The sequence below is a fragment of the Bacillus sp. FSL H8-0516 genome (assembly GCF_038635285.1).
Lineage (GTDB): Bacteria > Bacillota > Bacilli > Bacillales > Bacillaceae > Bacillus > Bacillus safensis.
Window position 1 is genome coordinate 1,660,256 of record NZ_CP152051.1, and the last position, 25,732, is coordinate 1,685,987.

A 25,732-nucleotide genomic window follows, 5' to 3' on the forward strand; every position below is an offset into this window, starting at 1 on the left:
TTTTTATGTTCATTGAAAAAGCCGTTTTATTTGGGAGGATATTCATTGACAATTGTTTTGGTCATTAGTTAAACTCTTTAATAGTTAAACACTTAAACTAAAAAGGAGCAGCGTATGGAACAAAATAAAATTGCCCAGCTCATCCAGAGATACGCAGATGTCTATCTCATGATGGAGAAAAAAGTATCGAGTATGATCACGGAAAAGCTTGATAAAGAGCTGACACTTGATCAATATTACTCGCTTCGATACATCAATTTACATCCAGGGTGTACATCTACGGGCCTTGCTAATGTATGTAATGTAAACAAAAGTGCTGTAACATCGATGACCAACCGTCTTTTTACGAAAAACTATATTTTTCGTGAACATGATCAAGCTGACAGAAGAAATGTTCACCTGTACGTCACGCCAAAAGGCAAAGAAGTGGTCAGCCGAATGGAAAAGCAGATTCAAGACCTGGTTCGGTCTTATTTTGAAAAGCTTGAAGAAAAGGAAATGGAATCATTTATTCAAACATATGAAAAGATCTATCAAGTGATCATCGAAGAGGAGGCACAAAGTACTAATGAGAGCAATTATAAAAGGTAGATGGCTGATCACGATTCTGTGGATCGTATTAGCGGCAGTGTTACTCATCACCGCTCCTAATATGGCGCAATTAACAAAAGAAAAAGGGCAAATCTCTGTACCAGACGGCTATCCGTCTTCATATGCCAATCATTTATTAAAGAAAATGTCTGAAAACGGCGATACAGAAAAATCAATCGTCATTGTCTTTCAAGAAAAGAACATTGTGAAAGAAAGAGAAACATCTTTAAAAAAGGCAATGGATATTTTAGAAAAAGATCAAGATCTCCACATAGAGGACATCACTTCTTACTTTGAAGCCAATAAAGATATCAAAAAACAAATGCTCTCTAAAGATCAAACGACACTCCTTGTGCCAGTTACATATGACTCAAACAAAATCAAAGCGTCCGACTTTAAAGAAAGAGTCAATGAAAAGCTAAAAAGCTTAAACCTGAAATTTGAAATGACAGGGCAGCCGTTAATTGATGATGATGTCATCACAAGTTCGCAGGAAGGCCTGAAGAAAACAGAGTTCATTACGATTGGGTTTATTCTCGTCGTTCTTGTTCTTGTCTTTAGGTCAGCTGTGGCGCCTTTCGTTCCGTTAGTCGCAGTGGCACTGTCTTACTTGGTGAGTCAATCAATCGTGGCTTATTTAGTAAAATATGTAGACTTTCCGCTCTCGACCTTTACTCAGATCTTTATGGTCGCGATCATGTTTGGAATTGGAACGGACTACTGCATACTGCTTCTCAGCCGCTTTAAGGAAGAGATCGCACACGGTAAAGATAAAATTGAAGCGATTCTGATTACGTATAAAACAGCAGGAAAGACCGTCTTATTCAGCGGAATTGCGGTTCTGATCGGTTTTACATGTATTGGTCTCGCACAATTCCAGCTTTATAAATCAGCTGTTGCAGTAGCAGTTGGGGTTGGTGTGCTCATTGTGGCTCTTCTCACGATTGTGCCGTTCTTTATGGCGGTTTTAGGAAAAGTGTTATTTTGGCCGATTAAAGGCGATATTGCCCATCCGCAGTCAAAAATGTGGGAAACAGCAGGCCGTTTTTCATTTAAGAAACCGCTTTTCAGCTTATTAATTGTAGGAATCATTACGCTTCCGCCAATTCTCATGTATAAAGGAACTCTTTCTTATAACAGCTTAGATGAAATTGGTAATAAATACGAATCGGTTAACGCATTCAATACCATTTCTGATAAGTTTGGACCGGGTGAAGCACTTCCGGCAACAGTGGTCGTGAAATCATCTGACCTTTTAGACAACAATGAAGGGCTGATTGCCATCGAAAAACTCAGCCGTGCAATTGAACAAACAGATGGGGTCAGTAAAGTGAGAAGTGCCACCCGTCCTGTCGGTAAAGGGCTGAGTGATCTGTACGTGAAATCACAAGCCAAAGAACTGAACACAGGACTTGATAAAAGCAATGAAGGCTTGAAAAATATCCAAGATGCACTGACGACAATGAGTCAATCCATTGAGGATCAAACACCGCAAATCAAATCATCAGGAAAAGGCATTAACAAATTGATTTCTGGTACAGAATCTGTGCAAACAGGGATTCAAAATGTTGAAAAATCCTTAAGAAAATTGCAAAACGGCATCGACCAGAATAAAAAAGGTGTAGCAGCCATTAAAGATGAAATCAAAGGTGCAAAAAAGGAATTAATGGCTCAAGTCGCACAAGTGAATCAGCAAGTTTCACTGTATAAAAGCATTTCCAAAGAATTAAAGGCAGCATTAGCGCAAGTGGATACGTCATCCTCTGCCGCAGCAGATGTAAAAGCGTTAATCAAACAAGTAAATACACAATTTAGTACCCTTGAAAAGCAAATCCCGCAGGTAAAAGAAAATCAATCGTATCAAGCGATTAAAGCTTCGTACAATGAACTTTCTGCGACCTTGCAAGAAGGGGCGAAACAGGCAGACAGCTATGCCAAACAAGCGAAAGAAGCTAGAAAGCAGCTTGAAGCAGCTGATGCCTTTATCGCAAAAGCTTCTGAGCAGCAAAAAGTCTTGACGAATCAAATCGATGAACTCATTGCTGGCTTAGATGCAGTTGAAAATGGACTGGATCAAACGTCTAAAGGTCAAGGACAATTAGCCGATAATATTCCAAAGCTTGCAAATGGAGCGGGGGACATCATTAATGGCCAAAAGCAAATGAAAGAAAAGATTGGCGGCTTTGGAGATGATCTAACCAAGCTGACAGACGGCCTGAACAAAAGTGTAAATGGACTGGAGAAAATTTCGAGCGGCTTACTGGGTGCAGGTGACTACTTAGACGAACTGAAAAATGCACCAGATCAAGACATGGCCGGCTGGTTTATTCCAAAAGACGTCTTGAAAAATAAAGCATTTAAGCAAGTATTTGATTCATACATGTCAGATGATCGCAAGATGACAAAGATTGATGTCATTTTAGAGAAAAATCCATATGGAAATGACGCCTTGTCGACGATTAAACAAGTGGAAGCTTCTGTCGAGCGGGCACTTCCTGAAACAAACCTAAAAGATGCGTCATTTGGCGTCTCAGGTGTATCAAGTATGAACGCTGATCTAAAACAGCTGTCAGACCAAGATTTCAATAAGACAGTGCTTTATATGATGATTGGTATTTTCCTTATTTTGGTGATTTTATTCCGTTCGCTTGTCATGCCGCTTTACTTGGTAGGTTCACTCATATTGACTTACTTTACAGCAATCGGTGTAACAGAATTTATTTTCACCCATTTCTTCGGATATCCAGGCATTAACTGGGCAGTACCATTCTTTGGATTTGTCATATTAATGGCGCTCGGAGTCGATTATTCGATTTTCTTAATGGAGCGGTTCAATGAATACAAAACAAAAGACATCCAGTTTGCCATGACTGAATCAATGAAAAATATGGGGTCTGTCATTATGTCTGCTGCTGTTATTTTGGCAGGAACATTTGCCGCCATGCTTCCATCAGGTGTGCTGTCTCTCCTGCAGATTGCAACACTTGTCCTTACAGGACTTTTACTGTACGCACTCGTTGTGCTACCATTGTTCGTACCTGTAATGGTGAAATTGTTCGGATCAGCCAACTGGTTCCCATTTAAACGAAAAGAATAGGTATTCTATATAGAAAGAAGGAATCAATGTGATGAGTCGTTGGGCGCTGATAACAGGTGCCAGTGGCGGGATTGGGCAGGCAGCAGCGAAAAAGCTTGCCCAAGAAGGCTGCCATGTGATGCTCCATTATCATAAAAATGAACAGGCAGCTGTGCGCCTCGCCGCTCATTTGGATGGGGCATATTCCATTCAAACGCACGTCGTTCAAGCCGATTTATCTAAAACGGGCGGAGCAGATGAGCTTGTCAGCCGTCTGCCGCTCTGTCCAGATATTCTTGTTTTAAATAGCGGCAGAAGCCATGTCGGATTGGTGACAGACACAGAAAAAGACGTATTAGCCAGTATGGTGCAGCTTCATGTCACAAGTCCATATGAGCTTACCCAATCCCTTTTACCCGCTATGATTCGAAAGAAAGCAGGCCATATCATTGCGGTCAGCTCGATATGGGGAGAAACGGGAGCATCGTGTGAAGTGCTGTACAGCATGGTCAAAGGTGCGCAAAATGCGTTTATTAAAGGGTTAGCAAAAGAGCTTGCTCCAAGTGGAATTAGAGCAAATGCTGTCTCGCCAGGTGCTGTCAAAACAGACATGATGAATCGTTTTACGCAGGAAGACATCGCAATGCTGGAAGAAGAAATTCCACTTGGCCGCCTTGCATCGCCTGAGGAGGTTGCAGATGTCATTTGGTTTCTCGCGTCAAAACAGTCAAGTTATATCACAGGTCAAATTTTATCTGTTAATGGCGGCTGGTACTGTTAAAAAACGTGTATAATTCGTCTCTCCATGACAAAAGCTATGGCTGTAATTCATCTTTTCGAATGGAGGAATCGACATGTCTGTACTTGAGAACTGGGACCATTGGAAAAACTTTTTAGGTGATCGCTTAAATCATGCGCAGGATAAAGGTTTAGAGGATGAGACCATCAATAACCTTGCGTATGAAATTGGCGGATATCTAGCTAACGAAGTTGAGGCAAAGAACGAGCAGGAAAGAGTACTTGCTGACCTTTGGAGCGTTGCATCAGAAGATGAGCAGCGTGCCATTGCAAATATGATGGTCAAGCTAGTTGAAAATAATAGCTCGCACTAAACAAAAAGAGAGGTCGTTTGTGCCTCTCTTTTTATTTTAACCGTTTCACAACATTGTGCTTTCTAAAAATGTGAAAATGCTTTATGATAAAGGAAGGTAAAAATTTGCCACAATGAAGGGGGTAATATCATTTGGCAAAGCTCGAATGGTATTTTGAATATGAGATACAGGTAAACCGTCCCGGACTTTTAGGAGACATTTCTTCTCTAATGGGGATGCTTTCAATTAATATTGTGACAATTAATGGTGTTGATGTATCAAGACGCGGAATGCTTTTACGCTGTGACCACACAGATCAAATTAAGCGGCTTGAATCAATTTTAAATACAATGGAAACGATAAAAGTAACGAAATTAAGACAGCCGAAGCTTCGTGACCGCTTAGCTGTTCGTCATGGAAGATACATACAGCGTGATGCCGATGACAAAAAGACGTTCCGTTTTGAAAGAGACGAGCTCGGTCTTCTTGTTGATTTTATGGCTGAACTCTTTAAAAAAGAAGGACATAAATTGATTGGGATTCGCGGAATGCCGCGTGTCGGAAAAACAGAATCAATTGTGGCTTCGAGTGTTTGTGCAAGCAAGAGATGGCTGTTTGTATCATCAACTCTTTTGAAACAGACGATCCGAAGTCAGCTGATCGCAGATGAATACAGCCCAGATAACGTCTTTATTATTGATGGGATTGTATCGACAAGAAGAGGTTCTGAGAAGCATTTGCAGCTTTTAAGGGAAATTATGAGACTGCCGGCAACGAAGGTGGTCGAGCATCCAGACATCTTTATTCAAAATTCAGAATATACAATGGATGATTTCGACTATATCATTGAATTGCGTAATAGCGCAGACGAAGAGATTACATATGAACACGCTGAAGAACCACAAGTGTTTGATCATTCTGGTTTTTCCGGCTTCGATTTTTAATATGGTAATGGTAGGTGTTTGTTTTGACTGAATTGGGAAAACGGCTCGTTGAGGCCAGAGAGGAAAAAGGGATGTCGCTGGAGGATCTTCAGACGGTGACCAAGATCCAAAAGCGCTATTTGCTAGCAATCGAACAAGGAAACTATGATATTATTCCAGGTAAATTTTACGTCAGAGCGTTTATTAAACAATATGCCGAAGCCGTTGGACTGAATCCTGAACAATTGTTCGAAGAATTTCGTAAAGATGTTCCAAGCACGTATAACGATGAAGTATCTGATAAATTATCGAATATTAAGCCACAAAGAGAGCTGCCAAAGCCAGCTTCGAAAGTGCTTGAACTATTGCCGACAATTTTAATTATTGGAGGCATCATTGTGGTCATCGCCATCATTTATGTGATCGTGCAGGCGGTCAATCATGATAGCGGACAGAAGAATAATCAGGCGACCCCTCAGCAATCAGAATCTAAATATGAAGTATCTGAGGATTCATCTCTTGCAAAAGATCAAAAGAAAAAAGAAAAAGCTTCGTCAGATGATAAAGAAAAATCATCTAAAAAAGATGATTCATCAAAAGACGATGAAACTGTATCTTTAAAGGCGACGAATACAGAAGGCTCGACAACAACGTATGAAGTATCAGGTGCAGACGAAATGGAGTTAAAAATTTCTGCGTCGCAAGCTTCATGGCTGCGTGTAAGAGACGAATCTGGAAAAGTGCTGAAGATGGGTGAACTAAAAGATGGCGAATCGTTTAAAACAGACCTGTCTGATCTTTCTCAGGTCGATATCCGTCTAGGCAATGCGTCTGGAATTGATATCAAGGTAAATGACGAGACACTTAAGTACGAATTAGACCCTAAGGACACCATGACACAAAACATTGTGATTGTGAATAAAGGAAAGGAAAAGTCATCTTAAGCAAGTAGATGACTTTTCTTTTGTTCCTACTATTATATACATAATAAAATTGCATTATTGGAGGATTGGATTTCATGTTTAACTTACCGAATAAAATAACCCTTTCTAGGATCGCCTTGATCCCTGTTTTTATGATTATTATGCTTGCACCGCTAGATTGGGGTGTTGCGCGCTTTGGCGACGTCAGCATCGAAGTGACGCACCTTGTTGGAGCGATCCTGTTTATTGTCGCTTCAACAACTGACTGGATTGATGGATACTACGCACGTAAGCTTAATTTAGTGACGAACTTTGGTAAATTTTTAGATCCGCTTGCAGATAAATTGCTTGTTTCAGCTGCTTTAATTATACTTGTTCAATACAACCTCACACCGGCATGGATGGCGATTGTGATCATCAGCCGTGAATTTGCTGTAACAGGTCTAAGGCTTGTATTAGCCGGAGGCGGTGAAGTAGTGGCAGCGAATATGCTTGGAAAGGTGAAGACATGGGCGCAGATCATTGCGATTTCAGCACTTTTACTGCATAACCTGCCGTTTGAACTTGTGTCATTCCCGTTTGGTGATCTAGCGATGTGGGTAGCGGTGTTCTTCACTGTTGTCTCAGGCTGGGATTACTTTGCAAAAAACTGGGAAGCTTTAAAGAATTCTAACTAAAAAGGACGTGTACGCTTTGAAGTCAGAGAGAAAAGCAGAAATTATTGCAGTCGGTTCCGAACTATTGCTAGGGCAAATTACGAATACGAATGCACAATTCATCAGCAAACAACTAGCTGAAATTGGTGTGAATGTTTATTACCACACAGCAGTTGGTGACAATCCAGAGCGTTTAAAACAGGCCATTCAGGTGGCGCAGGAAAGATCTAATTTTATTATCTTCTCAGGTGGTCTTGGACCAACCAAAGATGACTTAACAAAAGAAACCATTGCGAGTACGCTTGGCAAAGAGCTTGTACTAAATGAAGAAGCATTTGAATCAATTCAAGACTACTTTCTAAAGACCGGACGCGTTATGTCACCGAACAACCGTAAGCAGGCACTCGTTCTAGAAGGGTCTGATGTGCTCGTGAACCGTTTCGGGATGGCCCCGGGTATGTTTGTTCAAGAAGACGATACGTTTTATATGCTTCTTCCTGGACCGCCAAGTGAACTGCACCCGATGTTTGAAAACGAGGCAAAGCCGCTGATTTCTGAGAAGCTTGGCTTAAAGGAAAAGATCGTGTCTGTTGTTCTGCGCTTCTTCGGAATCGGTGAATCGCAGCTTGAAACAGACCTAGAAGATTTAATTGATGCTCAAACCAACCCGACGATTGCACCACTCGCATCTGACGGTGAAGTGACGCTAAGGCTGACTGCTAAGCATGAGGATGAAAAAGAAACAGAGCGTCTGTTAAAAGAAACAGAAGCGCAAATTTTAGCGCGGGTAGGAGAGTACTTCTACGGATATGGGGATACATCACTTGTCCGCGAAGCGTCCAAAGCTTTGCACGAGCACGGGAAAACAGTAGCAGCAGCAGAAAGCCTGACTGGCGGAATGTTCTCCGAATGGCTGACAGATCTCGAAGGAGCATCATCCATTTTGAACGGAAGTGTGGTTTGTTATACAAACCAAGTCAAGCAGCAGGTACTTGGCTGCCGGGAAGAAACATTGTCTTCTCATGGTGCTGTCAGCAAAGAGTGTGCTTTAGAGCTTGCTGAAGGGGTGAGAAAGCTGACCGGAAGTGATATTGGCATTAGCTTTACGGGTGTAGCAGGACCTGATACCCAAGAGGGTCAGCCTGTTGGAAAAGTGTTCATTGGACTATCTACGAAAGACCAGACGGACGTGTTTGAATGGATGTTTACAGGCAGCCGGTCAGGCATTCGAAAGCGCGCTGTGAAATATGGTCTGCATCACTTACTCAACTTATTAAAAGAGAGTTAATTTTGTTTTTTGTTAGGTTTACTCCTTTATAAAAGAGCGTTTTTTCTAATAGAAAACACTCTTTTCTTAAGAAATCTGCCAAGAAAAAAATCGAATATGTGTTCGTTTTTTTCTTGGCAAATGACGTAAAACAAGGTATAGTATAGATAGTGGAATTGATAAAGGAGGAAACAATAGAATGAGTGATCGTCAAGCAGCCTTAGATATGGCTCTTAAACAAATAGAAAAACAGTTTGGTAAAGGCTCTATTATGAAACTAGGAGAGCAAACAGATACACGTATTTCAACAGTACCTAGTGGTTCGTTAGCACTTGATACTGCGCTTGGAATAGGCGGATATCCCCGAGGCCGTATTATCGAAGTATATGGTCCAGAGAGTTCTGGTAAAACGACAGTAGCCCTTCATGCCATTGCTGAAGTTCAGCAGCAGGGAGGACAAGCTGCATTTATTGATGCAGAGCATGCACTCGATCCAGTTTACGCTCAAAAACTAGGTGTCAACATTGATGAACTGTTACTTTCTCAGCCGGATACAGGAGAGCAAGCACTTGAAATTGCAGAAGCTCTTGTCCGCAGCGGGGCAGTTGATATTGTTGTTATTGACTCTGTAGCTGCTCTTGTACCAAAAGCAGAGATTGAAGGAGATATGGGTGATTCACATGTTGGTCTTCAAGCACGTTTGATGTCCCAAGCACTTCGTAAACTATCAGGTGCTATCAATAAATCAAAAACAATTGCCATCTTTATTAACCAAATTCGTGAAAAAGTTGGGGTCATGTTCGGTAACCCTGAAACAACGCCAGGTGGACGTGCGCTGAAGTTCTATTCGTCTGTTCGTTTAGAAGTGCGCCGTGCTGAACAGCTGAAACAAGGCAATGACATTATGGGGAATAAAACGAGAATTAAAGTGGTCAAAAACAAAGTAGCACCGCCATTCCGTATTGCCGAAGTAGACATTATGTACGGTGAAGGGATCTCAAAAGAGGGAGAAATCATCGACCTTGGAAGCGAGCTAGATATCGTACAAAAGAGCGGTGCTTGGTATTCTTACCAAGAGGAACGTCTTGGACAAGGCCGTGAAAATGCGAAACAGTTCCTAAAAGAAAATAAAGATATCATGCTGATGATCCAGGAGCAAATTCGCGAACATTACGGTTTGGATAATAACGGAACAGTGCAACAGGAATCTGAAGAGGCGCTAGAACAATTAGAATTAGAATAAAAATTAAATCAGTATGAAATGATAAAAAAGGCTGGGTGAAAAAACTCAGCCTTTTTTATTTTGCAAAAAACTTTCGACAACTTTTTCAGTATTTCATCCGTCTAAAGTGTACAAAATGGCATTTATTTTGGGAGGAAAAACGAATGACAAGCCCGACCCGCAGAAGAAATGCAAAACACAGCCGGAAACAACCAAGTCAGAGGGGAAAACTTGTGCTTGTTTTTTTAGCAGCGATGATTTGCTTAACGATGTGGAATGTGCTTCATCGAAATAGTGAAGAGAAGAACCCGTTTCAAAAAACTGCAGTAGCTTTAGAAAACAGCCAGAATAAAGAAGTTAAAAGGAAAACCGCTAAAATATCAGAGAAACAAATCAAAACAGTGGACCGTAATCACAAAATCAGCAGTTATTTAAATGGGATCGGTTTCAGCGGAACAGCCATGATTGTTAGAAATGGAGAAATCGTAACAAATAAAGGTTTTGGTTATGCAGACCGTAAACAAAAAGTTCGAAATAATCCTTTGACATCTTTTTATGTCGGTTCGTCACAAAAAGCGCTGATTGCAACCGCTATTTTGCAGCTTGAGGAAAAGGGGAAACTTCAGACAAGTGATTCGGTAAGCACGTATTTACCTCATTTCCCTAACGGACAAGCGATTACTTTGAAAAATCTGCTGACACATACATCGGGAATAAACGGACATATTGAAGGAAACGCCGTAATTACTCCGGACGAATTAATAAAAGACATAGAACGTCAGGGAATTAATCGTCAGCCGGGTGTATGGGGCTACAAGGATTCAAACTATTCTGTTCTTGCTTATATTGTTGCTGAAGTGAGCGGTGAGTCCTATGAACAATATATAAAGAATCATATTTTTAAACCGGCGGGGATGACGCATGCAGGCTTTTACAAAACATATGAAAAAGAACCTTATCCTGCTGTCGGGTATAAGCTGAAAGGCAGCAAAGCGGTTACACCGTATATGCCCGATCTATCTCAGCTTTACGGTGCTGGAGATATTTATATGAGTGCTATAGATATGTACAAATTTGACCAAGCCCTGATAGACGGCAAACTGTATTCGCAGAAGAGCTATAAAAAAATGTTTACGCCAGGAAGCAGTTCCACATACGGAATGGGATTTTATGTTGCTCCCGGTAGCTATTCAAGCCATGGTGTCGTGCCGGGCTTTAACATTTTGAACAGCTTTAGCAAATCTGGACAAACCATCGTTGTTTTGTTCTCAAATATACAAAATAACACTAAACTGGGCCAAGTGAACAATAAAGTATATCAGCTGCTGAATCAAGAATAATTCTGATCTGCTTTTGCAAACGCTAAGATGGCTAGCTTGACAAGTATTTCCGACACAATTACAATGGGAATGTATCACTTGTTTTTCTTAACATGATTGATAACTAATTTAAACTTGACAAGGGCAGTGAGGATCTCATTCCCTGTGAAGGCCCTGTATGTTGAGACACAAAACAATGTACATGCCGACACTTTATTTGTAAAACCAAGTTCATAGCAAGAGGAGGTGAAAATATGTCGCCTACGATGTTTACGATCATCTCCATTTTGCTGAGCCTAATCTGTTTAGTTGTTGGCTACTTTGTTCGTAAAACCATTGCAGAAGCAAAAATATCCGGCGCAAGAAACATGGCCGAACAAATTGTTGAGGATGCAAAGCGTGATGCGGAAGCATTGAAGAAAGAAGCGCTCTTGGAAGCGAAAGATGAAATTCATTCGTTTCGTGTAGAGGCGGAGCAAGAAGTTCGTGAAAGACGAAATGAGCTTCAAAGACAAGAAAACCGTTTACTTCAAAAAGAGGAAAATCTTGATCGCAAAGACGAATCTTTAGATAAACGGGAGTCCCTGTTGGAGAAGAGAGATCATTCTCTGAATGAACGACAACAACATATTGAAGAGATGGAAAGCAAAGTGGATGATATGATTCGTTTGCAGAAAGCCGAGTTGGAACGTATTTCAAGTCTAACTCGAGATGAAGCGAAACAAATCATTCTGGATCAAGTTGAAAATGAGCTTTCCCACGACATTGCAGTCATGACGAAAGAATCTGAAAACCGAGCGAAAGAAGAGGCTGACAAAAAGGCGAAAAATATTCTTTCACTTGCGTTACAGCGTTGTGCAGCTGATCATGTGGCTGAAACAACGGTATCTGTAGTCAATCTTCCAAATGATGAGATGAAAGGTCGTATTATCGGACGTGAAGGACGAAATATCCGTACGTTAGAAACGTTAACAGGTATTGACTTGATCATAGATGATACACCTGAAGCTGTTATACTATCGGGCTTTGATCCGATTAGACGTGAAACAGCGAGGATAGCTCTGGACAAGCTAGTCCAGGATGGCCGCATTCATCCTGCACGAATTGAAGAAATGGTGGAAAAATCACGCCGTGAAGTCGATGATTATATCCGCGAGATGGGTGAGCAAACGACATTCGAAGTCGGAGTTCACGGTCTGCATCCGGATCTGATCAAAATTCTCGGCCGCTTAAAATTCCGTACAAGTTATGGACAAAATGTCCTGAAGCATTCAATTGAGGTTGCACATCTTGCAGGTCTCATGGCTTCAGAGCTTGGAGAAGATGCAAAGCTTGCAAAACGAGCAGGTCTTCTGCATGACATTGGAAAAGCCATTGATCACGAAGTAGAAGGAAGCCACGTAGAAATTGGCGTTGAGCTTGCGACGAAATATAAAGAGCATCCTGTTGTCATCAACAGTATTGCCTCTCACCACGGTGACCAAGAACCGACATCTATTATCGCTGTTCTTGTTGCGGCAGCTGATGCATTATCTGCAGCACGCCCTGGTGCAAGAAGTGAGACGCTTGAAAATTACATTCGGAGACTTGAGAAATTAGAAGATATCTCTGAATCTTATGAAGGTGTTGAAAAATCGTTTGCGATACAGGCTGGACGTGAAGTACGTATTATGGTGAAGCCAGATTCAATTAATGATCTTGAAGCTCACCGTCTAGCAAGGGATATTCGTAAGCGAATTGAGGACGAGCTCGATTACCCTGGTCACATTAAAGTGACAGTCATTCGAGAAACTCGCGCAGTAGAGTATGCAAAATAGAGCGGTGCGCTTAGCGCCGCTTTATTTTTTTGTGTAAATATGCAACACTGATAAGAAGATCAATTTAAAAGAGAAAGGGTTCAAAAGCGCATGAAAATTTTATTTGTTGGAGATATTGTCGGTTCACCTGGCAGAGACACACTGAAAGAATATTTGCCAAAGCTAAAGAAAAAATATCAGCCGCACTTTACCATTGTCAACGGAGAAAATGCTGCTCACGGGAAAGGTCTAACTGAAAAAATCTATCATGAGCTGCTGCAAGCAGGAGCTGATGTGCTCACAATGGGCAACCATACATGGGATAAAAGAGACATTTTCGATTTCATCGATGATGCAGCTAATATGGTCCGTCCAGCTAACTTCCCAGAAGGCACACCTGGAAAAGGTCTCACGTTTATTAAAAAACAAGGAAAAGAATTGGCGGTCATCAACCTGCAAGGACGTACGTTTTTACCGCCAATTGACTGCCCATTTCAAAAAGTAGATGAATTAATTGCGGAAGCATCCAAACGGACACCGTTTATTTTTATTGATTTTCATGGTGAAGCCACAAGCGAAAAACAGGCGATGGGCTGGTATACAGACGGCCGTGCATCATGTGTTGTTGGCACGCATACACATGTTCAAACAGCAGATAACCGCGTATTGCCAAAAGGAACTGCGTATATTTCAGATGTCGGGATGACAGGGCCTTATGATGGCATTTTAGGTGTTGACCGAGAAACGATCATTAAACGATTCAAAACAAGTCTCCCAGTCCGGTTTGAAATTGCAGAAGGCCGCACGACGTTAAGTGCAGTAATCGTAGAAATTGACGAACAGTCGAAAAAAGCTGTCAAAATTGATCGAATTTTGATAAATGATGACCATATTTTCTTTGAATAAATGTTCACATATTTATTTCAGAAAAATATTAATCAGAAAGAAGGAATATGCGCCCTCTATCGTGAATATAGTAAAAATGGTAGGTAGCCTGCTATTTTTGAAAAACATTTTGGGGATGGATTTTCAAAAAAATAGCATCATCTAACAAAGATTGTTCTAATGAACACTCACTTATCCATTGTAAATTTAAGGGGGAGCAGAAATGGAAATTTTAAAAGTTTCAGCAAAGTCAAATCCGAATTCAGTAGCAGGAGCATTAGCCGGCGTTTTACGTGAACGCGGTGCAGCGGAAATACAAGCAATCGGCGCTGGAGCACTGAATCAGGCGGTTAAGGCTGTCGCCATTGCAAGGGGATTTGTCGCGCCAAGCGGAGTGGATTTGATATGCATTCCAGCCTTTACTGACATTCTGATCGATGGAGAAGAAAGAACAGCCATCAAATTGATTGTTGAACCACGATAATTCTAATTTTATTATTTTCAACCTGCTTACATCATGTAAGCAGGTTGTTTTTGTTTACCGCTATACATTTCTTATATAACATATTCAGTTCGTGAAATAGATAAATATGACATATTAGAGCTTGCATTTTTTCACCATGATGATAAATTAAGATTAAGTTGAATTTACTTCATCAAAAATAAATATTTAAGTAGGTGAAATAATGTTTGAAGCTTTTTTGAAAAGAGGAAAGCTTGTTTTTATTTTATTTTTTATCGTTCTCATTGCTGGCGGCTATTTATTCGCGCAGCTTCCTAAACGAGAACTGCCAGAATTCGAGGCGAATCTCGTCACGATTTCTACCGTTTTTCCTGGTGCGGATGCAAAACAGGTGGAAAGAGATGTCACCAATAAACTGGAATCAGCCCTATCAGATATCAATGGTGTAGAGAAAACGAGCTCAATTTCTGCCATTGGTTTCTCAAATATTGTGCTTGAAATTGAGGACCAAGCCGACTTTCAAAAGGTGGCAAGTCAAATTAAGAATGAAACCACAAGTGCTGCGTCGTCTTTTCCTGACGGGGTGATGGAGCCGGAAGTAAAGGATGAATTCGGCAGCGTGCCGGTTGGTTCTTATATGATTGTGTCGAGTCAATCATCGGACTTAGCAAAGAGTCAGCAATCGCTGCGTGCATTGAAGGAAAAAGTAGAGGACATCAAAGGGGTAGACAGTGTCATTATCAAAGGCTTCAATGACAAACAAGCGATTTTAAACTTAGATTCAAACAAGCTGGAGGGTGAAGGGCTCAATGTAACTGATGTCACAAATGCCATCAATCAGGAATTTGACACATCTCCACTAGGCGATATTCGGGCAGGCAAAGAGAAGGTGAAGCTGTCCATCGATACATATGACCGCTTAGATCAAGTTAAACAAATTGAGCTTTTCTCAAAAACGAAAAGAGAGCCGGTCACAATTAGTCAGCTTGGCAGTTTAAAAGAAGTAGAAAAACAGAAAAGTGATATTGTGTCGTATAACGGAAAGCCCGCTTATTCATTTACTGTGAATATTAAACAAGGGCTTGATATTCCTAAAATGTATGACAAAGTCAGTGATGTCATTGAGAAAGAAAAGCAGCTGCCAAATGGGGTGGAGTGGGTAGACTACTATTCACAAAAAAGTGAAGTGGATACCATTTTCAATGATTTAATAAAAGAAGCCATTGTTGCGGTCATTGCTGTCATAATTGTTACCACACTTGGACTCACGATTGGCGGGGCGTTTATCGTTTCACTCGCCATTCCGCTATCCATTACAATTGGAACGATTCCGCTGCCATTTTTACAAGTGGACCTCAATCAAATTTCGATCATCGGCTTTATTATTGCTTTAGGGATACTTGTCGATGATGCCATTGTCGTCAATGATAATATTTTAAGACAAATGAAAAAATACGAAAGTCCGCTTAAAGGAACAATTGCAGGGGTGAAAGAAGTCGCAGGGTCCATTTTGACATCAACACTAGCTGTTGTGTTTGCCTTCCTGCCGCTTGTATTCCTATCAGGTGCAAATGGTTCATTTATTCGGGCATTACCGTCTGTTCTAGTGACGACTGTGCTTGCGTCCATGGTGATTTCTCTGACACTTGTACCGGTCTATCAATATACTGTGAACCGGAAAAGAAAGAACAAAAACAGTCAAAAAGAGCCGGGATTCCTAGGGAAACCATTAAAAAGGCTGGCTGATTTCTATGCAGACCGTGTGCTGACAAACATTGTGAAACGGCCGCTCGTTATTGGACTAAGTGGTTTGCTCGTTGCAACGCTTGCTTTTTTACTTATTTTCGTCACACCATTTGAATTTTTCCCTGCGGCGAATAAGAAAGAAGTGGTCGTCACTGTCACGCTTCCAAGTGAAACAACATTAGACAAAACAAATGAAACACTAAAGAAAATAGAACAAGAGATCAAACAGCAAAAAGGCATTGAAGAAACGGCGATTTTTGCAGGCGGCGGTGTGCCGAACCTGTTTAATGAAAGTATTTCAAATGCAAGTGACCACACGGGTCAGGTTGTCGTGAGAGTAGACAATGATCAGATGACAAGTAAGGCATTAATAGATCGTATGACCGAGCCTTTGCGAGAGACATTCAAAGAGGCTGAAATCTTTATGAAAACCATTGTACAAGGACCGCCAACTGGAGCGCCAGTGACAGTAACGGTTGCGGGTGACTCTTTTTCAAAGCTCATTGATGTCAAAGAAACACTGACAAATGAAATGAAAGACAAAGGGGCAAGCTTGATTACGGACGATGTCAATCAGCCGGTGAAAACGATCTCTTTTGAATTAAACCGCGAGCGGATGGCAGAGGATGGGCTCAGTGCTCAATTTGTCAGCAGACAGCTTGGTCTTGTGACAGAAGGGATGCCATTAGGTACCTTTCAACAAGGAACAAATGATATCGATTTAGTAGTGAAACAGGATATAGGCACACATCAAAATGGGTTAAAGCTAAAGGAAATGAAAGTGCCTGTGAAGACAAATGAGGGCGGTATGCCTCAACTTGAGCCGCTTAGCCGATATGTAGAAGAAAAAGAAACAGAGCAGTACGAAAGCATTCCACATGAAAATGGAGTTCCGACCATTACGCTGAAGGCGTATCCCGGCGCATCAGATTCGTTTAAAGACGATATGAAAGAAGTCGTCAATCAAGTGGGGAAAAGCGCTGCAGCGAAGGATTTGACCATCTTACAGGGTGGAGAAAATGAAAATCAGACCCAGTTCTTTATTGAAATTAGTCTCTTATTTGCAGTAGTCTTGCTGCTCATTTACGTGACCATCGCATTCCAGTTCAATTCATTGATGCTTCCGCTGTTAGTTCTAGGAACGGTTTACTTAGCCGTATCAGGAGCCATTATCGGACTGTTTGTCACACAAACACCATTCAGCTTTATGGCAACAATGGGAATTGTCTCATTGGCTGGTATTGTCGTTCGAAATGCGGTCGTCCTATTCGAATTTATTGAACAGCGGCGCAAGCAAGGGTTTGATCAACAGACAGCTGTCATTGAAGCAGGAAGAGCAAGGATTAGACCGATTCTCTTAACAGCATTTACGGCACTTGTTGCACTAATGCCTGTTGCATTAAGTCATGATCCACTCTTTAAGCCGCTGGCCATCTGCATTGTATCTGGTGTCTTTTTCTCAACAATACTGACCTTATTCATTGTGCCAGCACTATATGTTGCCGTTTCAAAGAAACGCTGACGATGAAAGCAAATCTCCGATCGAAAGGAGATTTGCTTTTTTTTTAGAAAAATATCCAAAAAAATATGTGGGGTGTTCATTTGTCTTTTTCTAGTAGACAGTGGTATTTACGACTAAAATAAGTCGTGTTAAAATCTGATTGGGAGAAGTTTTTTAACAAAGGGGTTGTACGTCATGTGTGGAACGATGAAAGCAATTGTTAAAAAAGAAAGCGCTTACGGAGCGGTGATGATGGAGATGCCGATTCCAGAAATCAAAGATCATGAAGTTTTGATCCAAGTGAAAGCCACTTCGATATGCGGAACAGACGTGCATATTTATAATTGGGATGACTGGGCTAAGGGAAGAGTCAAAGCGCCTTACATTTTTGGACATGAATTTACAGGGGAAGTTGTTAAAGTGGGGAAGCAGGTCTCACGAGCAAAGGTAGGGGACTTTGTATCGGCTGAGACGCATGTTGTATGTAATCAATGTTATATGTGCTTAACAGGGCAGCAGCATTTGTGCAGTGAAACGAAAATTTTAGGGGTAGACATTGATGGCTGTTTTGCTGAATATGTCAAAGTACCTGAACAAAATGTGTGGCATAATCCAGCTCAAATGCCGGTTGAGCTTGCCTCTATCCAAGAGCCGCTAGGAAATGCTGTTCATTCTGTACTGCACACACCTGTATCAGGTAAATCAGTGGCGATTTTTGGCTGCGGACCAATCGGTTTAATGGCAATCGCTGTTGCAAAAGCCTCCGGGGCTGTTCAAGTGTTCGCTGTTGATAAAAATGAATACAGGCTCGATCTTGCCCGAAAAATGGGTGCAGATCATATCGTGGATATTGGAAAAGGTGATTCAGTCGCGATAATTAAGCAGCTCACGCGGATGGAAGGGGCAGATGTGATGTGTGAGATGTCAGGTCATCCAGCTGCCATTAATCAAGCACTCGAAGCTTGTGCAAATGGAGGGAAAGTCAATATACTAAGCTTGCCAGAACGGCCAGTAACAATTGATATTACGAATCAAATTGTTTTTAGGGGATTAACCGTGCAAGGGATCACGGGGAGAAAAATGTTTGAGACGTGGCGTCAAGTATCTGAGCTATTAAGAACGAATACCATTGATGTAAAGCCGGTTGTCACTCATACACTGCCATTTGAAGAGTTCGAAAAGGGATTTGAACTTATGCAAAGCGGTACGTGCGGAAAAGTCGTACTGATGATGCCATCATATCAAAGGGGGAAGAAATGATGAAAGAATTCACGTATTTACAAGATGAATTGGAAACAATGAAGCAGCAAGGCACCCACCAAACTTTGAAAGAGATCGACTCAAAACAATCATCCACTGTTACAATAAATGAACAATCTGTCATACAACTCTCCTCAAATAACTACTTAGGGCTCACCTCACACCCAAGGCTGATGAAAGCAGCAAAAGAGGCAATCGATGAATTCGGTGCGGGTACAGGATCTGTACGTACCATCGCCGGCACAATGACAATGCATGAACGTCTTGAAAAAAAGCTTGCTGCATTTAAAAAGACAGAAGCAGCACTTGTATTCCAATCAGGCTTTACGACCAATCAAGGGGTCTTATCCAGTATCTTGACAAAAGATGATATTGTCATTTCAGATGAACTGAATCATGCCTCAATTATTGATGGCATCCGATTAACAAAAGCAGATAAAAAGGTATACGGTCATTCCAATATGGAAGAGCTGGAGAAGATTTTGAAAAAATCAATGAATTACCGCGTCCGCCTCATCGTTACAGACGGAGTATTCTCGATGGATGGAGATATCGCGCCACTTCCTGAGATCGTCAGGCTCGCAGAAGCATATGATGCATTTGTGATGGTAGACGATGCACATGCATCGGGCGTGCTTGGTGAGAATGGCCGCGGGACGGTCAACCATTTTAAACTCGACGGCAGAGTGCACATTCAGGTCGGGACACTTAGTAAGGCTGTCGGAGTGCTCGGCGGCTATGTGGCTGGTTCAGCGGTTTTAATTGATTATTTAAAGCATAAAGCAAGACCGTTTTTATTCAGCACCTCTCATCCGCCAGCTGTGACTAGAGCGTGTGAAGAAGCGATTGAAGTGCTGTTAGATGAACCGGAACGAATCGATACACTTTGGGAGAACGCCGCTTATTTTAAAGAAATGGTCATCAGCCTTGGATTTCAAGTCGCCCCAACAGAGACACCGATTATCCCAATCATGATTGGAGACGAAGCACTTACTTTTCGTTTCTCAAAGGCTTTAATAGAACGAGGCGTGTTTGCTCAAGGCATCGCCTTCCCAACTGTGGCAAAAGGCAAGGCAAGAATTAGAGCCATCATCACAGCCGAGCACACAAAAGAAGAACTAGACCGGGCACTGACAATCATTGAAGAAGAAGCAAAAAAACTAAACATACTTGATTGAGAGAGCGCAGGCTCTCTTTTTTCTTTTTGTGAAAAATGGTTATGACTAATAGGCAATTTTCATAGAAGAACCGTATATGATTTATTTTCAATTCATCACAAAATAGTCTATACTGTAGGGTGGAACTTGGTTTGAAAGGAGTACAAATTCATGAATGAAGAGCAGAGAAAAGCGAGCGGACAAGTAAGTTCATCGGACAAAAAATCCGAGAAGGACTACAGCAAATATTTTGAAGCTGTGTACATTCCGCCTTCCTTAAAAGATGCAAAAAAACGGGGTAAAGAAGAAGTCGAATACAATCAATTTCAAATTGACGAGCAGTTTCAAGGGTTAGGAAACGGCCGCAAGTTTTATATTCGCACATATGGCTGTCAAATGAATGAGCATGACACAGAAGTGATGGCTGGTATTTTTATGGCGCTTGGCTATGAACCAACAAACTCAACGGAAGATGCAAATGTTATCTTATTAAACACTTGTGCTATTCGTGAGAATGCAGAAAATAAAGTGTTTGGAGAGCTTGGACATTTAAAAGCATTAAAACGTGAAAAGCCAGATTTAATTTTAGGTGTCTGCGGATGTATGTCACAAGAAGAATCTGTCGTGAACCGTATTTTGAAGAAACACCCATTTGTTGACTTGATTTTCGGCACGCACAACATTCACCGCCTGCCAGAGCTGTTATCTGAATGCTACCTTTCAAAAGAAATGGTCATTGAGGTTTGGTCAAAAGAAGGCGACGTGATTGAGAACCTTCCAAGAGCCCGTCAAGGTAAAATCAAAGGCTGGGTGAACATTATGTACGGCTGTGATAAATTCTGTACATACTGTATCGTGCCTTACACGCGCGGCAAGGAAAGAAGCCGCCGCCCAGATGAAATTATTCAAGAGGTCAGACGTTTAGCGGCAGAAGGATATAAGGAAATTACCCTTCTTGGTCAAAACGTGAATGCATATGGAAAAGATTTTGAAGATATGGAATATGGTCTTGGCCACCTGATGGATGAGCTGCGAAAAATTGATATTCCGCGTATCCGTTTTACAACAAGTCACCCGCGTGATTTTGATGATCACTTAATTGAAGTGCTTGCCAAGGGCGGAAACCTTCTCGATCATATTCACCTGCCAGTTCAATCCGGAAGTTCTTCTGTGCTGAAACTTATGGCGAGAAAATATGACCGTGAGCGTTACCTTGATCTTGTGCGCAAAATCAAAGAAGCTATGCCGAATGCTTCATTAACAACGGACATTATTGTTGGGTTCCCAAATGAAACAGATGAGCAGTTTGAAGAAACACTTTCGCTTTATCGCGAGGTTGAGTTTGATGCTGCTTATACATTCATTTATTCTCCAAGAGAAGGAACGCCGGCAGCGAAAATGAAAGACAATGTGCCAATGCGTGTGAAAAAAGAACGTCTGCAGCGCCTAAATGCACTTGTGAATGAAATTTCTGCGAAAAAAATGAAGGAATATGAAGGGCAGATTGTCGAAGTATTAGTAGAGGGTGAAAGTAAAAACAACCCTGAGATCCTAGCCGGATATACAAGTAAAAGCAAGCTTGTGAATTTTAAAGCACCAAAAGAAGCGATTGGCAACATCGTCAAAGTGAAAATCACACAAGCCAAAACTTGGTCTCTTGACGGAGAAATGGTTGGAGAAGCTATCGAGGTGAATTAAAATGACACTTTATTCAAAGAAAGAGATTGTCGAGCGCGCAAGAGAGCTCGCTAAAATGATTTCTGAAACGGAAGAAGTTGATTTCTTCAAAAAAGCAGAAGCGCAAATCAATGAAAATACAAAAATTTCAACGATCATTAATCAAATTAAGGCGCTTCAAAAACAAGCTGTGAACTTAAAGCATTACGGCAAACATGAAGCCTTAAAGCAAGTCGAAGAAAAAATCGATGCCCTGCAAGAAGAACTGGATGACATCCCAGTCATTCAAGAATTCAAAGAATCACAAATGGAAGTCAATTCCCTGCTTCAGCTTGTAGCGCACACAATTTCGAATCAAGTAACAGATGAAATCATTCTTTCAACCGGCGGCGACCTCTTATTAGGAGAAACCGGTTCAAAAGTAAAAAACTCATCACCAAGTTGCTCCATTAAATGAGAAAACCCCGCAGATGCGGGGTTTTTATTATATAGAATATATGTTATTTGTATTTTGCTACTGCATCAACAACAAAATGTTGATGCAGTAGCCCTTATATTTCGTAAAAAATAAATATTATATTGAAGTGTTATCAACTAAAAATGAATTGATTCTACAGATTAAAAGATTTGAACTGAAGCTCAATGCTTAATCCAAAAATGTTTATTATAATATTAAATTGTTTCATAATATCTCCTCCTTATATAAAGAAGGGCTACTATCTTTATTACATCAAATGACACCATTTCAGTCAACCCCAATCTCTCACTCTCCAACTTTTCCAATTTTCAAGGCAAGTTTATGGGCGACCATGCATACACTGAAACAGAAATGAATTTAATTGAACATGAAGTTCAAAATCGTGACACACTAGACGAATGCCCAGCATAAGATAAAACGATCAAGAACAAGGAGGCATGCCGGAATGTCTGAATACAGAGAAATTATTACAAAAGCGGTGGTTGCAAAAGGGAGGAAATTCACCCAAAGCACACACACCATTTCTCCATCGCAAAAACCAACCAGCATCCTAGGTGGTTGGATCATTAATCATAAGTATGATGCTGAGAAGGTCGGTAAAACCGTTGAGATCGAAGGAACATTTGATATTAACGTATGGTACTCTTACGCCGACAACACGAAAACAGAAGTCGTCACAGAGCGTGTGAAGTATGTAGACATCATTAAACTGAGATATAAAGATAAAAATTTCCTTGATGATGAGCACGAAGTAATTGCGAAAGTATTGCAGCAGCCCAATTGCTTAGAAGTGACCATTTCTCCAAATGGCAATAAAATTATCGTTCAGGCAGAGCGTGAATTCATTGCTGAGGTAGTCGGTGAAACAAAAATTGTCGTAGAGGTCGATTCAAGCTGGAAAGAAAAAGATGATCACGAGTGGGAAGAAGAAGTGGATGAGGAGTTAGAGGATATTCATCCAGAATTCCTAGCAGGTGAGACAGAAGAGTAAGGAATGACTAGGGCGCATATCCCCCTAGTTTTTTTGTGCTTGATCTAGGAGAAAAAAGGTGATTTTTTATGCTATAATTAGAGATGGTATGAATTCGAAAGTAATATAGTGAGGGATTAGAAATATGGCAAGTTATACGCCCATGATACAGCAATATTTAAAGATCAAGGCAGATTATCAAGATGCCTTTTTATTTTTTCGCCTAGGCGATTTTTATGAGATGTTTTTTGATGATGCAAAGGAAGCCGCGCAAGAACTAGAAATTACGTTAACAAGCAGAGACGGCGGCACAATTCCAATGTGCGGCGTTCCTTATCATTCTGCTTCTGCATACATAGAACAGTTGATTTCAAAAGGATACAAGGTCGCCATTTGTGAGCAGGTGGAAGACCCTAAAACGGCAAAAGGTGTAGTCAAAAGGGAAGTCGTTCAACTGATTACACCAGGAACCGTCATGGATGGTAAAGGTTTAAGTGAAAACGAGAACAACTTTATTGCGTCTGTTACCAGCTTTCAAAATGGGTACGGTCTTGCGCTGTCTGATTTATCAACGGGTGAAAACATGGCGGCTTTCATCGATCGATTAGATGAAGTCGTATCAGAAATTTATTCTGTCGGTGCAAAAGAAATTGTGGTGTCAAAGCAGCTGGATGAGGAAACAATCAAAACCCTTAAAGAACGCTGCCAAGCAACCATTTCATACGAAGATAGTGATGCATTATTAGAGGAAGCTGAACGGCTCGTTTCCCATCTAGACGAAAAGTTAAAAACGTCATTTTTAACACTATATGCCTATTTAAGAAGAACGCAAAAGAGAAGCTTGGATCATCTTCAGAAAGTTCAAGTGTTTGAACTTGAACAAACGATGAAAATCGATCTTTACTCAAAACGAAACCTAGAATTAACAGAAACGATTCGTTCAAAAAGCAAAAAAGGCTCTTTATTATGGCTGTTAGATGAAACAAAAACAGCGATGGGCGGCAGACTGCTCAAGCAATGGATCGATCGGCCGCTTATTCGCCTTTCGCAAATTAATGAGCGTCAGGAAATGGTGCAAATCCTGATGGATCATTTCTTTGAGCGAGAGGATCTGCGCGAACGATTAAAGCAAGTATATGATCTTGAGCGTTTAGCGGGCCGCGTGGCATTTGGCAACGTGAATGCCCGTGATCTCATCCAGCTCAAAGAATCCTTAAAACAAGTACCGGATATTAAACAACTCGTTCATTCATTACCAGAGGAAATGGCGAAATCAAGAGCGAATGAGATTGATCCTTGTGATGACTTGCTTGATTTATTAGAAGATGCACTTTATGAAAATCCGCCGATGACGATAAAAGAAGGCAATCTGATTAAAGATGGCTACAATGCAAAATTAGATGAATACCGTGATGCCAGCCGAAACGGAAAGGACTGGATTGCACGGCTTGAACAGCAGGAAAGAGAATATACCGGCATTCGCTCCTTAAAAGTCGGGTTTAATAAAGTGTTTGGTTATTATATCGAAGTGACACGCGCAAATACACATCTGCTGGAGGAAGGGCGTTACGAAAGAAAACAAACGCTTGCCAATGCAGAGCGGTATATCACACCTGAATTAAAAGAAAAAGAAGCACTGATTCTTGAAGCAGAATCAAATATTAACGAATTGGAATATGAACTATTTACAGCTCTCAGAGAGCAAGTAAAAGGCTATATTCCTAGATTACAGCTGCTTGCAAAACAAATGAGCGAGCTTGATGCGCTTCAATGCTTTGCGACTGTCAGTGAAAAGCGCCGTTATATCCGGCCGGAATTCTCAGAGGATGACGTGGATGTCAAAGATGGCCGTCACCCTGTCGTTGAAAAAGTGCTGGATCACCAGGAATATGTACCGAATGACTGCCATATGGGAAAAGGAAGACAAACCTTACTCATCACTGGACCGAATATGTCAGGGAAAAGTACGTATATGAGACAAATGGCGCTCATCTCGATTCTTGCGCAGATTGGCTGCTTCGTTCCTGCGTCAAAGGCGACGCTTCCAATCTTCGATCAAATCTTTACACGTATTGGTGCAGCAGATGATTTGATTTCTGGTCAAAGTACTTTTATGGTAGAGATGCTCGAAGCAAAAAATGCGATGGTGCATGCTACGAAAAACAGCTTGATTTTATTTGATGAAATTGGACGCGGGACAAGCACCTATGATGGAATGGCTCTTGCGCAGGCGATCATTGAATTTGTTCATGATCATATTGGGGCCAAAACCCTATTTTCTACACATTACCATGAGCTCACTGTCCTTGAATCCCAATTAAGCGAGCTGAAAAATGTTCATGTGCGAGCTGAAGAGCATGAAGGCACTGTCGTTTTCTTACATCAAATCAAAGAAGGTGCAGCTGATAAAAGCTATGGTATTCATGTAGCGCAGCTTGCTGAATTGCCTGATGCCATCATTAATAGAGCCCAGACTATTTTAACGGAGCTTGAGAGCGGATCACATGACGTGACCCCAACCGTATCTACAGCACCAAAAGCAGAAAAGACTGTAGAAAAACAGCAGCTTTCTTTCTTTGAAGTAGAAGAAAAACCGCAGCCGAAAGCTGCGCTAAAACAGAAGGATCAAGCGGTCATCGACGAATTAAAGTCTTACAACCTAATGGATATGACGCCGCTTGAAGCAATGACAAAGCTGTATGAATTGCAAAAGAAATTATAATGTAAGGTG

General features: G+C 41.2%; 20 protein-coding genes. All 20 read left to right on the forward strand.

Going from position 1 to position 25,732, the window contains the following annotated elements; all coding sequences use genetic code 11:
- Positions 1-114: 114 nt before the first annotated feature.
- A complete protein-coding gene (locus MHB67_RS08205) occupies positions 115-591 on the forward strand; it encodes a MarR family transcriptional regulator (RefSeq protein WP_342492884.1) in 477 nt (158 codons plus the stop codon).
- Positions 569-3,688 carry an MMPL family transporter gene (locus MHB67_RS08210; RefSeq protein ID WP_342492885.1) on the forward strand — a complete coding sequence of 1,040 codons (3,120 nt, stop codon included), beginning with the start codon at positions 569-571 and terminating at the stop codon, positions 3,686-3,688. The genes MHB67_RS08205 and MHB67_RS08210 overlap by 23 nt, the downstream gene beginning before the upstream one ends.
- 31 nt (positions 3,689-3,719) lie before the next feature.
- On the forward strand, positions 3,720-4,448 hold the full coding sequence (locus MHB67_RS08215) for an SDR family oxidoreductase (RefSeq protein WP_163115337.1): 729 nt from the start codon (positions 3,720-3,722) through the stop codon (positions 4,446-4,448).
- 73 nt (positions 4,449-4,521) lie between these two features.
- Positions 4,522-4,779 (forward strand): DUF3243 domain-containing protein, encoded by a 258-nt coding sequence (locus MHB67_RS08220; protein ID WP_024424114.1) that lies wholly within the window; start codon positions 4,522-4,524, stop codon positions 4,777-4,779.
- Between the two features lie 131 nt (positions 4,780-4,910).
- On the forward strand, positions 4,911-5,702 hold the full coding sequence (locus tag MHB67_RS08225) for a DUF3388 domain-containing protein (protein ID WP_003211480.1): 792 nt from the start codon (positions 4,911-4,913) through the stop codon (positions 5,700-5,702).
- 23 nt (positions 5,703-5,725) lie between these two features.
- The gene (locus MHB67_RS08230) at positions 5,726-6,625 is read left to right on the forward strand and encodes a helix-turn-helix domain-containing protein (RefSeq protein WP_024424113.1); all 900 of its coding nucleotides are present in this window, start codon (positions 5,726-5,728) and stop codon (positions 6,623-6,625) included.
- A gap of 74 nt (positions 6,626-6,699) precedes the next feature.
- Entirely contained in the window at positions 6,700-7,281 is a 582-nt protein-coding gene (gene pgsA / locus MHB67_RS08235) for a CDP-diacylglycerol--glycerol-3-phosphate 3-phosphatidyltransferase (protein WP_008358030.1), read from the forward strand.
- 16 nt (positions 7,282-7,297) lie between these two features.
- Positions 7,298-8,548, forward strand: coding sequence for a competence/damage-inducible protein A (locus MHB67_RS08240; RefSeq protein ID WP_024424112.1), 1,251 nt, complete (start codon positions 7,298-7,300; stop codon positions 8,546-8,548).
- 178 nt (positions 8,549-8,726) lie between these two features.
- Complete coding sequence (gene recA / locus MHB67_RS08245; protein ID WP_024424111.1) at positions 8,727-9,770, forward strand: recombinase RecA; 1,044 nt, start codon at positions 8,727-8,729, stop codon at positions 9,768-9,770.
- A gap of 143 nt (positions 9,771-9,913) precedes the next feature.
- The gene (locus tag MHB67_RS08250) at positions 9,914-11,089 is read left to right on the forward strand and encodes a serine hydrolase domain-containing protein (RefSeq protein ID WP_024424110.1); all 1,176 of its coding nucleotides are present in this window, start codon (positions 9,914-9,916) and stop codon (positions 11,087-11,089) included.
- A gap of 233 nt (positions 11,090-11,322) precedes the next feature.
- Complete coding sequence (rny, locus tag MHB67_RS08255; RefSeq protein WP_003211958.1) at positions 11,323-12,885, forward strand: ribonuclease Y; 1,563 nt, start codon at positions 11,323-11,325, stop codon at positions 12,883-12,885.
- A 90-nt stretch (positions 12,886-12,975) separates the two neighbouring features.
- The gene (locus MHB67_RS08260) at positions 12,976-13,770 is read left to right on the forward strand and encodes a TIGR00282 family metallophosphoesterase (protein WP_024424109.1); all 795 of its coding nucleotides are present in this window, start codon (positions 12,976-12,978) and stop codon (positions 13,768-13,770) included.
- A 202-nt stretch (positions 13,771-13,972) separates the two neighbouring features.
- Positions 13,973-14,233, forward strand: coding sequence for a stage V sporulation protein SpoVS (gene spoVS / locus MHB67_RS08265; RefSeq protein ID WP_003211281.1), 261 nt, complete (start codon positions 13,973-13,975; stop codon positions 14,231-14,233).
- A gap of 202 nt (positions 14,234-14,435) precedes the next feature.
- Positions 14,436-17,480, forward strand: coding sequence for an efflux RND transporter permease subunit (locus tag MHB67_RS08270; RefSeq protein WP_342492886.1), 3,045 nt, complete (start codon positions 14,436-14,438; stop codon positions 17,478-17,480).
- Between the two features lie 174 nt (positions 17,481-17,654).
- On the forward strand, positions 17,655-18,719 hold the full coding sequence (gene tdh / locus MHB67_RS08275; RefSeq protein ID WP_342492887.1) for an L-threonine 3-dehydrogenase: 1,065 nt from the start codon (positions 17,655-17,657) through the stop codon (positions 18,717-18,719).
- On the forward strand, positions 18,716-19,897 hold the full coding sequence (locus MHB67_RS08280; RefSeq protein WP_342492888.1) for a glycine C-acetyltransferase: 1,182 nt from the start codon (positions 18,716-18,718) through the stop codon (positions 19,895-19,897). Before tdh ends, MHB67_RS08280 begins: the two co-directional genes overlap by 4 nt.
- Positions 19,898-20,047: 150 nt before the next feature.
- The gene (gene miaB, locus MHB67_RS08285) at positions 20,048-21,574 is read left to right on the forward strand and encodes a tRNA (N6-isopentenyl adenosine(37)-C2)-methylthiotransferase MiaB (protein WP_024427027.1); all 1,527 of its coding nucleotides are present in this window, start codon (positions 20,048-20,050) and stop codon (positions 21,572-21,574) included.
- A gap of 1 nt (position 21,575) precedes the next feature.
- Positions 21,576-22,010 carry a RicAFT regulatory complex protein RicA family protein gene (locus MHB67_RS08290; protein WP_008358013.1) on the forward strand — a complete coding sequence of 145 codons (435 nt, stop codon included), beginning with the start codon at positions 21,576-21,578 and terminating at the stop codon, positions 22,008-22,010.
- Between the two features lie 466 nt (positions 22,011-22,476).
- Positions 22,477-23,022, forward strand: a complete 546-nt coding sequence (gene cotE / locus MHB67_RS08295) for an outer spore coat protein CotE (RefSeq protein ID WP_024424105.1) — start codon at positions 22,477-22,479, stop codon at positions 23,020-23,022.
- A 124-nt stretch (positions 23,023-23,146) separates the two neighbouring features.
- Positions 23,147-25,723 (forward strand): DNA mismatch repair protein MutS, encoded by a 2,577-nt coding sequence (mutS, locus tag MHB67_RS08300; RefSeq protein WP_342492889.1) that lies wholly within the window; start codon positions 23,147-23,149, stop codon positions 25,721-25,723.
- Positions 25,724-25,732 lie beyond the last annotated feature (9 nt).

Excerpts from the sequence above, each read along its gene's own strand:
- MHB67_RS08205 (WP_342492884.1), top strand. The coding sequence starts at position 115 with ATGGAACAAAATAAAATTGCCCAGCTCATCCAGAGATACGCAGATGTC.
- spoVS (WP_003211281.1), top strand. The coding sequence starts at position 13,973 with ATGGAAATTTTAAAAGTTTCAGCAAAGTCAAATCCGAATTCAGTAGCA.
- MHB67_RS08280 (WP_342492888.1), top strand. The coding sequence starts at position 18,716 with ATGATGAAAGAATTCACGTATTTACAAGATGAATTGGAAACAATGAAG.
- MHB67_RS08270 (WP_342492886.1), top strand. The coding sequence starts at position 14,436 with ATGTTTGAAGCTTTTTTGAAAAGAGGAAAGCTTGTTTTTATTTTATTT.
- MHB67_RS08215 (WP_163115337.1), top strand. The coding sequence starts at position 3,720 with ATGAGTCGTTGGGCGCTGATAACAGGTGCCAGTGGCGGGATTGGGCAG.
- recA (WP_024424111.1), top strand. The coding sequence starts at position 8,727 with ATGAGTGATCGTCAAGCAGCCTTAGATATGGCTCTTAAACAAATAGAA.
- tdh (WP_342492887.1), top strand. The coding sequence starts at position 17,655 with ATGTGTGGAACGATGAAAGCAATTGTTAAAAAAGAAAGCGCTTACGGA.
- rny (WP_003211958.1), top strand. The coding sequence starts at position 11,323 with ATGTCGCCTACGATGTTTACGATCATCTCCATTTTGCTGAGCCTAATC.
- miaB (WP_024427027.1), top strand. The coding sequence starts at position 20,048 with ATGAATGAAGAGCAGAGAAAAGCGAGCGGACAAGTAAGTTCATCGGAC.
- MHB67_RS08260 (WP_024424109.1), top strand. The coding sequence starts at position 12,976 with ATGAAAATTTTATTTGTTGGAGATATTGTCGGTTCACCTGGCAGAGAC.
- MHB67_RS08210 (WP_342492885.1), top strand. The coding sequence starts at position 569 with ATGAGAGCAATTATAAAAGGTAGATGGCTGATCACGATTCTGTGGATC.
- MHB67_RS08250 (WP_024424110.1), top strand. The coding sequence starts at position 9,914 with ATGACAAGCCCGACCCGCAGAAGAAATGCAAAACACAGCCGGAAACAA.
- cotE (WP_024424105.1), top strand. The coding sequence starts at position 22,477 with ATGTCTGAATACAGAGAAATTATTACAAAAGCGGTGGTTGCAAAAGGG.
- pgsA (WP_008358030.1), top strand. The coding sequence starts at position 6,700 with ATGTTTAACTTACCGAATAAAATAACCCTTTCTAGGATCGCCTTGATC.
- MHB67_RS08290 (WP_008358013.1), top strand. The coding sequence starts at position 21,576 with ATGACACTTTATTCAAAGAAAGAGATTGTCGAGCGCGCAAGAGAGCTC.
- mutS (WP_342492889.1), top strand. The coding sequence starts at position 23,147 with ATGGCAAGTTATACGCCCATGATACAGCAATATTTAAAGATCAAGGCA.
- MHB67_RS08220 (WP_024424114.1), top strand. The coding sequence starts at position 4,522 with ATGTCTGTACTTGAGAACTGGGACCATTGGAAAAACTTTTTAGGTGAT.